The sequence below is a fragment of the Bradyrhizobium sp. Rc2d genome (genome assembly GCF_900099855.1).
In the GTDB taxonomy this organism is placed as follows: Bacteria; Pseudomonadota; Alphaproteobacteria; order Rhizobiales; family Xanthobacteraceae; genus Bradyrhizobium.
In genome coordinates this window covers 93,881-104,545 of the sequence record NZ_FNCU01000029.1, presented here as the reverse complement: position 1 = coordinate 104,545, position 10,665 = coordinate 93,881, and the positions used below count along the sequence as shown (strand labels likewise).

The window sequence follows — 10,665 nt, the reverse complement described above, 5'->3', positions numbered from 1 at the left end:
GCCACGGCACCGCGCTTCCAAGCAAAAATACGCCCGACCCTCGGCTACGCCATATAATCAGGGGCGAAACACAATTCTTGCCCACTCTCGAAGCGTAATCCGGGTTTCGTCTCACGCGGACGGTCGAGCGATACGGTTGGTCTGCCCCCGGATTGCGCTTCGCTCCATCCGGGCTACAGGACCGGCTAAATGCTCCGCGCCCGCTGCGCGTCGGTGTGCCCCCACGTCTCCTCCCAATCCTGGCCGGCGGCATCGACGACGCGGCCATCGGCTTCGAAGAACTTGTTCGGCACCTGGAAGATCGCCAGGATCAACGCGCCGTCCGGGCACCAAGCGGCGTGCCGGCTGCCCGCCTCGCGCCAGATGAATTCCCCGGCCTTGCAGGCGATCCCCTTGGCTGGCCCGTCCTTGTCGACGAGCGCGCCCTCGATGACGTAGCTCTGCTCGATGCCGACATGCTCGTGATCGGGCAGCACCGATCCGGGGGCAAAGCGCATCAAGGCGGTCATCAGACCGCTGCTGCGATCGAACAGCAGGGTCTTGGCTTCGCACCCCGGAAAGCGCGTCTTTTGCCAGTCCATCTCCTGCGGCTGAACCAGGTGAGAATGCCGGTCGGCGGCTTCCTGGTCTATCGGGATCACGGCGTCCATCACGATGCTCCCTCTCTCTATCTCAACCGTCCGAAGCTAGCAGGATCGCCCGGCCTGGTCAGCGAGCAGTGCAATAAGTGGGGCGTTTGCCGATCGCGCCCGAAAAATCGGCAGGCCGAACCGACTACGCCCGCTCATCCTGCTTGATTGCGCCACGATTCCCGGCTCCAATCCTCCTGCCATTTCTGGTTTAGGGAGACACCCATGATGAAGCGGATTTTCCTCGCGGCGATCGTTGCCACCTTTGCAGCGGGTTCGGCCTTCGCGCAAGAAACCTGCGAGAGCAAGGCGATCGGCAAGGACGGCAAGCCCCTGGCCGGTGCCGCCAAGACCTCGTTCCTGAAGAAGTGCAAGGCCGACGCGTGCGCGCCCAAGGCCGTCGGCGCCGACGGCAAGCCGCTCGCCGGCGCCGCCAAGAACAGCTTTATGAAGAAGTGCGAGACCAGCGCGTAAGGCGCTACGAATTCGCAGCTTTTCTAGCGAACAGTTGCTGCACAATTCGTCATGCCCGGGCTTGTCCCGGGCATCCACGTTCTTGTTTCCGTCGCAAAGATCGTGGATGGCCGGGACGAGCCCGGCCATGACGAAAGAGAAACTTCACTCCCGCTTGAAGCGATAATCGAACGCGTCGCCGAGTGGCTTGATCAGTCCGGCCGTCGGCGCCGGAAAATGCACCGGCAGGATCAACGTGTCGGTGTCCGCAACGGACGCGAAGAACTTTCGCCGCGACACCGCCGACTGCTTCGGATCCCAATCCGGCTTCGCCGACCAGTCCGGCTCGCGGCACTGGATCTGATGATGCATGAGATCGCCCGCGACCACCGCGCGCTGGCCCTTCGAGACAATGTTCACGCAGCAATGGCAGGGCGAATGCCCCGGCGTCGGCGTCAGCGTCACGGTGTCGTCGAGCGCGTAGTCGTCATCGACCAATAGCGCCTGCCCCGCTTCGACGATCGGCAGGCAATTGTCGCGAAACACGGTGCCGGGCGGGTTGTCTCCCTTGGCGTGCTCGGCATCCCAGGCCGCATACTCACGCTTGTGGAAGACGTATTTGGCATTCGGGAACGTCGGCACCCAGCGCCCGTCGCGCAAGGTGGTATTCCAGCCGGTGTGGTCGATATGCAGATGCGTGCAGAACACGTAGTCGATCTGCTCGAAGCCGATGCCGAGCGCGAACAATTCGTTGCGCCAGCGCTCCTTGCCGGGGAAATCGAACGGCGGCGGATGGCCCTTGTCCTCGCCGGTACAGGTGTCGACCAAAATCGTGTAGCGCGGCGTGCGGACCACGAAGGTCTGGTAGGTGATCACCATCATGCCGCGTGCGGCATCGAACACCTCCGGCTCCATCGTCGGCAAATGACGGGCAAACACGCCCTCGTCATAGGCCGGGAAGAAATCCTGCGGCCGCCGCCACGGCCCTTCCCGCTCGATCACCGCATCGATGGTGATGTCGCCGATCCGGAGTTGCTTCATGGTTGTTTGCTCCCTTTTGGAGCAGGGCTATCGCATTTGACCGGCTCAGTTGCGACCTATCCCTCGAGACGCCCGCTTTTGGCGGGCTCCTCAGGATGAGGGCGAGTGCGCGGCAGCAGTTTTTTCAGGCGGCGATTCCGCTCAGCCTCATCCTGAGGAGACCGCGGAGCGGTCGTCTCGAAGGACGAGGCGTGCACTCAGGCTGCTCAACACAATATGCGATACCCCTGCCGTTTGGAGGGAGCGTAGCGGCGAACGTCAATGCGTCAAGGCACGCCGCAAATGCTAGCTCCGCAACCCCGGCGCCTCCTGCCCGGTGCGCGCGACATATTCCGTATAGCCGCCGCCGTACTGGTGAATCCCCTCCGGGGTCAGCTCCAGCACGCGGTTCGACAGCGTCGCCAAGAAATGCCGGTCATGCGAGACGAACAGCATGGTGCCCTCGAAATCCGACAGCGCCGTGATCAGCATCTCCTTGGTGGCGAGGTCGAGATGGTTGGTCGGCTCGTCCAGCACCAAAAAGTTCGGCGGATCGAACAGCATCTTGGCCATGACCAGGCGCGCCTTCTCGCCGCCCGACAGCACCCGGCAGCGCTTCTCGACGTCGTCGCCGGAGAAGCCGAAGCAGCCGGCGAGCGCACGCAAGGAGCCCTGCCCCGCGGTCGGAAACGCGTCTTCCAGCGACTGGAACACGGTGCGTTCGCCGTCGAGCAAATCCATCGCGTGCTGGGCGAAATAGCCCATCTTGACGCTGCCCCCGAGCGCGACCGTGCCCTCGTCCGGCTCGCTCGCACCGGCAATGAGCTTGAGCAAGGTCGATTTGCCGGCGCCGTTGATGCCCATCACGCACCAGCGCTCGCGGCGGCGGATCATGAAATCGAGGCCGTCATAGATGCGCTTATTGCCGTAGCCCTTGTGGACATTCTTCAGCGCGACGACATCCTCGCCCGAGCGCGGCGCCGGCGGGAAGTCGAACGCGACGCTCTGGCGGCGGCGCGGCGGCTCGACCCGCTCGATCTTGTCGAGCTTCTTGACCCGGCTCTGCACCTGGGCCGCATGCGAGGCGCGCGCCTTGAAGCGCTCGATGAATTTGATCTCCTTGGCCAGCATGGCCTGCTGGCGCTCGAACTGGGCCTGCTGCTGCTTCTCGTTCTGCGCCCGCTGCTGCTCGTAGAATTCGTAATCGCCGGTGTAGGTGGTGAGCGAGCCGCTATCGATCTCGATCACCTTGGAGATCACGCGGTTGATGAACTCGCGGTCATGCGAGGTCATCAGCAACGTGCCTTCGTAATCGCGCAGGAATTTTTCCAGCCAGATCAGGCTTTCGAGATCGAGATGGTTGCTCGGCTCGTCGAGCAGCATGACGTCGGGGCGCATCAGGAGGATGCGGGCCAGCGCCACGCGCATCTTCCAGCCGCCGGAGAGCTTACCGACGTCACCGTCCATCATTTCCTGGCTGAAGCCGAGGCCTGACAGCGCTTCGCGCGCACGGCCGTCGAGCGCATAGCCGTCGAGCTCCTCGAAACGGTGCTGCACCTCGCCGTAGCGGGCGATGATCTCGTCCATCGCGTCGGCCTTGTCAGGGTCCGCCATCGCGGCCTCGAGCTCGCGCAGCTCGGCTGCGACCTCGCTGACAGGACCTGCGCCATTCATCACCTCGGCCACGGCGCTGCGGCCGCTCATCTCCCCGACGTCCTGGTTGAAATAGCCGATGGTGATGCCGCGATCGGTCGAGACCTGGCCCTCGTCGGGCAGTTCCTCGCCGGCAATCATCCGGAACAATGTGGTCTTGCCGGCGCCGTTCGGGCCGACGAGGCCGATCTTCTCACCCTTGTTGAGGGCCGCGGAGGCTTCGATGAACAGGATCTGGTGGCCGGCTTGCTTGCTGACGTTGTCGAGGCGGATCATGGGGTCTTTTGGGGGGATTTTTGCGTTGCAGCGTCATAGGCCATGCGAGCCGTCAGGGGAAGCCCGGCGGGGCCCGGATCAGCCCTACCGGATGCCAATTCGGTCGTTTCCACCCCGCAGCTTAGGGCTTGTGGACCTCGACGGTCTGCATCATTGCGATCTCATGGTTGGGAGCGGAGATGATCAGCTCGCCTAGCGCGTCGATTGTGCGGAGATGCGCTATCGGCGCGCAACACGACCGAGCACCGAAGCATTCGAAACTAATGTGAAGCCAAAAGCGAAATTCATTTCACGCAGGCGCGCCGCCGGAACCTAATTAACTGCCAACAAACGACAAATTTAGTTATTTCCGATAATCATGATGACTCCATCATAAAATACAAAAATATGTTGGGGAAAACATGGGAGGTTTGGAATGGAAGCTGCCCGCCGCTTTCGCGCAATGGCGTCACTTTGCCGGCAGACTGCCGCACTTCATCCTGACAGAAGCTGGAAACTGCTCGCAGAGGCTGAGTACTGGGAGCATCTGGCGACTGCAGCTTTAGCCCACTGACTTCGGCCTAGCGAATATTCCTTCCTTGGTCTTTTCGTCGACTTCTTGGTTCAAATCATATTCTGAGGCAGCGATGTCCAGTACTGGTCAGGTCTATACTTGCGCTGTCCTGCGCGAGCGTGTGCAAGCGATTGTGGCGGGGCTTCGAGAAGTGGAGACGCTTCGAAGCAGGCTCCGAAACGCAGAAGCGAGAACAATCGGCCGAAGACGGCGTGCCAAAGTGGGCCGCAGAGCAAGAGCCGTTTGAGGACGCTCGGTCACTCAATATTTCCCCCGCATTGGGCTCACTCGCACGTCTTCGACGTGCGCCACCAACGGGAACATCGCGGGCTCAGCGCGCATTGAAGGACCATCGAATACGCTCGATGGAGGCCCTCATGATTGGGACAACGCTGAACGAAACAAGGCTGACCAATTTGGCGACAGCGTGCGCGGCCCTCGCTCTCGTGCTCGCCACGGTTCCGGCAACGGCGCAGGAGGCCGGACGACCGAGAGTCGGCACGCTCACGTGCAACATATCGCCCGGAGTCGGCATGATCGTTGCTGGACAACGGCAGTTGAGCTGCATCTATGCATCGGCGAGAGGCAGGGCGCGCGAGGCTTACGAAGGCACCGTCAGCACGCTTGGTCTCGATATAGGAGCCACGTCCGGCGGTCAGCTCGTTTGGGCCGTTTATGCTCCGACGGCGGTTCGCCACGCCGCGTTGGCCGGAACCTATGCGGGCGCGACCGCCGGCGGCACAGTTGGTGCCGGAGTTGGCGCCAACCTCCTGGTGGGCGGCTCGGATCGCACGATCGCCTTGCAGCCGGTATCCGTCCAGGCGCAAACAGGTATGAACATCGCAGCAGGCATATCGAGAATGGAATTGCGGCCGGCCGCTGCGCCTGTGCGCCGCAGGTGACCGCCGTCGCCGGCGAATTGAAGTAGAAATGGCGCTTGTCGGTGAGTCCGGGTCCCGCCGTGGCCACCGGTGCCCTCAGGGAAGTTGCACCGCTCGTTCCTGCGCGCAATGGCGGAGGATTGATTAAAATTCGCTCGCCCCGGAACGGTCCAGAAATGCCCACGTTTGCTCGCGTAGGATCGCACCTGTGACGGAGGGCATAGGCTCCGACCTCACCAACAACAACGATGGAGCAACTAATGGCCAATCCACGCCAGGAGGAAAAGTCTACCCAAAGCCCTGAGGACACAATCCGCCGCGCCGCCGAGAGGACCGCGGAGCAGACCAGACGGATCGGCCTAGCTACTGCTGAGGCCGGCGAAGAGGTCGCCCAAGCCAGCAGCCATCTACTGCAACAAAATGCCGAGATGCTGCAAAACACGTGGCGCTTCGGCGTCGACATGGCCACCGCGATGATGGGCCGCTCGACTGATCAGCTTGGTCTCACGTTCGGTTTGACGGGCAATGAAGCGCAGCGGGCAACGGAACGCTCGGTCCGCAACGCCGAAGCCATCATGTACTCTACGACCGCAGTCGCCAAAGGAATGAACGGCATGTCGCGCGAGTACTTCGATTTCGTTCGACAGCAGATCGATCGGACCATGGATCGCATGAATGAACTCTGGCGCTGCCGAACTCCTCACGATTTGGCGGCCGTGCAGACTGATCTGATGCGCGACACGATCAGTAGCGCCTTGGATACCAGCCGCCGGATGGCGGACATGTCTCTGAAGGTGGCTGACGATGCCGGAAACCATATAACCCAGAGTGTCGAACGCATGCGGCACGCAGCCTAGCGCGCTGGCATAATCATGGCGCACGTGCGCGGCTGAACCCCACCGCTCACCGCGCCGCCAAACTTCACGGCCTTGTTCTCTCGCAGAGCTGAGGGCCGAAACAATAAGGGCCCCGACGTACTGGACGCGCGTCGGGGCCCAAACCGTTACTCACTGCGGTCAGTCGCAGATGCGGCGGCGAACCACAACATCCTCACCGAACCGGTTGATCCGGTGTTCGACGATGGTGCGGCAAGCGCCGTAGTAATCGTTACCGTAGTCACGGTAGTATCGGTCCGGTCCGACATAGACGCCGCCGGGACCGATGCCAAACTCAACAGCGTTTGCTGTTGTTACCGCTCCCGCAGCTAGAGCAGCCACTGCGGCGAGCGCGAGGATCGTTCGCTTCATTTGGCACTCCTCTCGCAAGTGACGGAGCATTGGGCCAACGATCGGGCCGGAGATTGGTTTCGTGACAATGAGCGGGGACCAATGCAGAAAATCGTCGTTCCATTATGAACAGCGCCTTCACGAAGAAACGCAGGATGAACGCAGAAGCAAATCTGGTCCGCCATGCCTCAACGAACGGACCTCCGTTAGACGAGGGTTGCTTCGCTGATGGACCAAACCCGCGTGGCCTTTGCGTCACGGCTGCTAGGGAGCGATGCACGCCGACAACATGTGCGATCCCCCCCATCAGGACCGGACCGGCTGCCCGATTCCAAGAAGATTGCCTTCGCTGTCGCGGAACCACGCGCCTCGCTCACCGATACCCTTGCTGGCGTAATTCCCGGCTATCTCGGCGATCCCCTCAACGGTCTTCAGACCGGGCAGGTCATATTCCTCGAACTTGACTCCTCGCGCGCGAAGCTCGCACACCGTTGCCTCGATATCCTCAACTTCCCAGCCCATCTGCGTGTGCGTGCCGGATTGCACTCCGGCCGAGATGAATATCGCAAACTCGCCACTTGCGCAGATGTAGCGCAGTCCACCTTCGCGTTGTTCGACAGGGTCGAGCCCGAGTTTTTCGGAATAGAACGCCCGCGCCCGATCTAGGTCCTTGGCTGGAAGACGGGTGGCCACCTTCGCGTTCGCTAGCATCCTTCTCTCCCTCTGAGTTTAATAAGAGTTGGGCGCGTGGCATCCTCGGTCAAGCCAAAGTCCGCTCAGGGTCCAATCGGCGACATAGAGGCGTCCACTGAACAATCGGTCAGGGCAGCTAACGTTTTAACGATGGGACCGCTCAGGGTGGACATCGCACGGTTGGCACTGTCACGCATCCGTCGTAAAAATGAGCGGGTTGGAGAGCCGGCCATGGTGCAGGAGCGGCCAGCCCGGGTCGCGCGCAGGCTGTCGGCGATATTGGCCGCCGACGTGGCCGGCTATTCGCGGCTCATGCACAACGACGAAGAGGCAACGCATGCCAAACTGACTGCGCTTTTGACGGACGCAGTCGCCCCGGCAGTTGCCGAACATGATGGCCGCATCGTCAAGAACACCGGCGATGGCTTCTTGGCGGAATTTCCGAGCGCGGTCGAAGCGGTTCGAGCTGCGGTACAATTTCAGACCCGCGTCAAGGAACTGACAATCGATGATCCAGAAGCCAAGCGCATAGTCTTCCGCGTGGGAATTAATATCGGCGATGTGATTGTCGAGCCGAACGACATCTTTGGCGATGGCGTGAATGTCGCGGCGCGGCTTGAAGGCATCGCGAAGGCCGGCGGCATCTGCATATCCTCCGCCGCCTACGATCAAGTCCGTGGCAAGGTTGGGGTCGAGTTCGCCGATCTGGGCGAGCAGAACCTCAAAAATATCGCTCTTCCAGTCCGAGCCTATGCTTCGCGGCCCTCCGATACGCTGCCGGTCGTTTCGGGCTTTCCGTTTGTCCAGTGGCCTGCGCATAGCCGGCGAGCTCGGATGGGTCTTACAATGGCGCTTCTCCTGTTCATGGCTGGCGGCGGTCTTGGTTACTGGTACATGCGATGGAATGAGCCACAATTGGTGAAGCATCGTCTATCGATTGTCGTGCTCCCATTCACGAATTTGAGCAACGAACCCGAGCAGGAGTACTTTGCGGAAGGTGTTGCTGACGATCTAAGCTCCGATCTCTCGCGGATCGAGGACAGCTTCGTGATCGCGCCGAGTACAGCCCGTGCCTATAAGAACGTTGACCCAAAGCGCGTTCGCCGCGAACTCGGCGTCCGTTATATCCTCGATGGTAGCTTGCGCCGAACGGAGTCGATTGTCCGGATCAACGCCCGGCTGATCGATACGCGAACCGGCGCACAGATCTGGTCGGAGAGCGTCGACGGTGAGTGGTCCAAATCGTTGCAGCTTCAGGATGTCATCACGGGTGGATTGGCGCGGCGGCTTGATCTCGAGCTGACTAACCACGAAAGCCGCGACGCGGAGGTTGCGCGGCCCAACAATCCCGACGCGGTCGATCTTACAATGCAGGGCCTGGCCGTGCTCAATCGTCCCTATTCGCGCGAACAGGTAGCCGAGTCGGGTGCCCTCTTCGAGCGCGCACTGCAGATCGACCCCGGCTACCCCAAGGCCCTCGTGGGGTTGGCAGACACTTTGGCAATACAAGTCAATTATCGTTGGACCGATGCACCCGCCGATAAGTTGCGGCGCGCTGAGAAAACGGTGGATCAGGTTCTGTCCCAATTTCCCAGCGACGCAATGGCACATTTTGTAAAGGGCGAGATCCAACGGGCCAAGGGCAGAAATCTCGACGCTGCTGTCAGCGAGTATATGGCGGCAATCGGGATAAATCCTAGTCTCGCCCCGGCTCATGGCGCGCTGGGCGCTGCCAAGATACGTGTTGGCCGATCTGCGGAGGCATTTGCCCCACTCCAAATGGCCATCCAGCTCAGCCCCCGCGATCCGCTCCTAAGCACGTGGTACTTCTACGCCTGTCATGCGCACAGCCATCTCGCTCAATATGATGAAGCGATAGACTGGTGCAGCCGCTCCATCACAGTGAATCCCTTTTGGATTGCCTACGCAGATCTCGCCGCCGCCAACGCATGGACGGGACATGAGCCCGAAGCTCTTGCCGCCGTCGGCGAGCTTCGTCGGCTCATGCCCAACTATACCGTTGCCCTTTGGTTGCAGGATGGGTCTGAGTGGTCCGATAACGTCGTTTTCCTTGCCGAATTTCAGCGCATCGCTGAGGGTCTGCGTAAGGCGGGACTTCCTGAACGGTGAACGAGCAAAGGACCGAGCCGATCCCTACGCTCGCGGCGTGCCGGATAAGAGCTCGCCGGATCTCGCTCAGGCATATTGGAAGTGGCCCGGAAGTCTGATCCGGGTCCACAACCGGACTACCAATTACCCTGAAGCCCAGAATGCCGTTCCGTCCACGGGGGCGGAAGTGCGGCTGCCTTCTCAAGTTCGTTGTTGGGTGCAGGTTCGTCGGACCGCGCGAAAACAAAACGGGACGTGGCGGCACTTTCTGCTTCGTCTCTTCCGTCTTGGCCGATCAGGATCAATCCAGCTCCGCCATTCGCGACGTTCAGAATAGTCGGTTCGCCGCCCCACGTCTTGATTGGCTTCATTCCGATGGTGAGAAATTCGCCCATAGGCTGGTCCAGATACTGAATCCGCAATTGCGGACCGACCTCCGCGTCGGCGAGCTTAAAGCCGATCTGCATGGCGCGCGCGTAAATAGCAGCCAAAGTCACGGTATCCGTCTTGAACCCAAGCTCGGCTACTCGCACAACGACAAGCTTCACTTCGGCCGCCTTAGAAGCAACGGTGAAGGTCGGTCGAGCGAGGATTTCGGCAGCCGTGCCGCCGACACCGCACCGCATGGCGTCCAGCACGTTACGCAGCGCAACAGAGTTGGCAAAGGTGCCGACCCTAATTGTCTTCCACGTCGGAACATCGCGCGCCGACTTGAACTGTTGGAGCGCATAGGATGGACGCGGCCTGTGCGCCTTCATCTCGTTTTGCAGGACATCGCGAGCTGCACATTGAGCCCACGCATCCTCTGCCAACGAAATGATGCAAGCGGCGCACACTATCGAAGCGATCAGGTGACGGCGGTTGCGCCCTGCAGAACGCTGATTGACCGCGCCGCAATCGGCAAGACGTTCCATAATGGACATGTCGAAAATCGACTTGTTGGTACGCTTGACTCAAAATGCCCGCCTCCGAGTCAAGGGGAATGTCGGAGGGTAACGCGTCAAGAAACATTGCCCGGCCGACTTTGAAATGAGGTCCGGAGGCGGGGCACCAGCTGAAGTATTCCAATTACAAATGGCAGGCGGCAGTCCGTAAGCCTGATCGCGCCCGCACCATCATACCAACGAGGAATGATGTGGTTGAACGATAGCACCGTCGTTCCCATGGTTCAA

10 protein-coding genes are annotated in these 10,665 nt (G+C 61.0%); 4 read left to right on the top strand and 6 right to left on the bottom strand.

The annotated features are described in order from the left end of the window. Nucleotides 1–185: 185 nt before the first annotated feature. Nucleotides 186–650 (bottom strand): cupin domain-containing protein, encoded by a 465-nt coding sequence (locus BLV07_RS29595; RefSeq protein ID WP_091892992.1) that lies wholly within the window; start codon nt 648–650, stop codon nt 186–188. A gap of 204 nt (nt 651–854) precedes the next feature. Here BLV07_RS29595 and BLV07_RS29590 point away from each other — a divergent pair, with 204 nt between their 5' ends. Next, entirely contained in the window at nt 855–1,103 is a 249-nt protein-coding gene (locus BLV07_RS29590; protein ID WP_091892990.1) for a hypothetical protein, read from the top strand. Between the two features lie 144 nt (nt 1,104–1,247). Here the strand turns inward: BLV07_RS29590 and BLV07_RS29585 are convergent, their stop codons facing one another. Both BLV07_RS29585 and BLV07_RS29580 read right to left on the bottom strand, forming a co-directional pair. Next, nucleotides 1,248–2,123, bottom strand: coding sequence for an MBL fold metallo-hydrolase (locus BLV07_RS29585; RefSeq protein ID WP_091892988.1), 876 nt, complete (start codon nt 2,121–2,123; stop codon nt 1,248–1,250). Nucleotides 2,124–2,408: 285 nt separating this feature from the next. Next, complete coding sequence (locus BLV07_RS29580; protein ID WP_091892986.1) at nt 2,409–4,031, bottom strand: ABC-F family ATP-binding cassette domain-containing protein; 1,623 nt, start codon at nt 4,029–4,031, stop codon at nt 2,409–2,411. A 918-nt stretch (nt 4,032–4,949) separates the two neighbouring features. Here BLV07_RS29580 and BLV07_RS29575 point away from each other — a divergent pair. Both BLV07_RS29575 and BLV07_RS29570 read left to right on the top strand, forming a co-directional pair. Continuing rightward, complete coding sequence (locus BLV07_RS29575; RefSeq protein WP_349525479.1) at nt 4,950–5,486, top strand: DUF992 domain-containing protein; 537 nt, start codon at nt 4,950–4,952, stop codon at nt 5,484–5,486. Between the two features lie 239 nt (nt 5,487–5,725). Continuing rightward, nucleotides 5,726–6,322: a phasin family protein gene (locus BLV07_RS29570; RefSeq protein WP_091893015.1), complete on the top strand. Its 597-nt coding sequence runs from the start codon at nt 5,726–5,728 to the stop codon at nt 6,320–6,322. Between the two features lie 159 nt (nt 6,323–6,481). Here BLV07_RS29570 and BLV07_RS29565 read toward each other — a convergent pair whose 3' ends face one another. Beyond that, a complete protein-coding gene (locus BLV07_RS29565) occupies nt 6,482–6,712 on the bottom strand; it encodes a hypothetical protein (protein WP_143035523.1) in 231 nt (76 codons plus the stop codon). A 285-nt stretch (nt 6,713–6,997) separates the two neighbouring features. After that, nucleotides 6,998–7,402, bottom strand: a complete 405-nt coding sequence (locus tag BLV07_RS29560; protein ID WP_091892982.1) for a VOC family protein — start codon at nt 7,400–7,402, stop codon at nt 6,998–7,000. Between the two features lie 147 nt (nt 7,403–7,549). On the opposite strand from BLV07_RS29560, the gene BLV07_RS29555 reads away from it, so the two are divergent. After that, nucleotides 7,550–9,514: an adenylate/guanylate cyclase domain-containing protein gene (locus tag BLV07_RS29555; protein WP_244551243.1), complete on the top strand. Its 1,965-nt coding sequence runs from the start codon at nt 7,550–7,552 to the stop codon at nt 9,512–9,514. A gap of 116 nt (nt 9,515–9,630) precedes the next feature. On the opposite strand, the gene BLV07_RS29550 is transcribed toward BLV07_RS29555, so the two are convergent. After that, nucleotides 9,631–10,416, bottom strand: a complete 786-nt coding sequence (locus BLV07_RS29550; RefSeq protein WP_091892978.1) for a hypothetical protein — start codon at nt 10,414–10,416, stop codon at nt 9,631–9,633. Between the last annotated feature and the right edge of the window lie 249 nt (nt 10,417–10,665).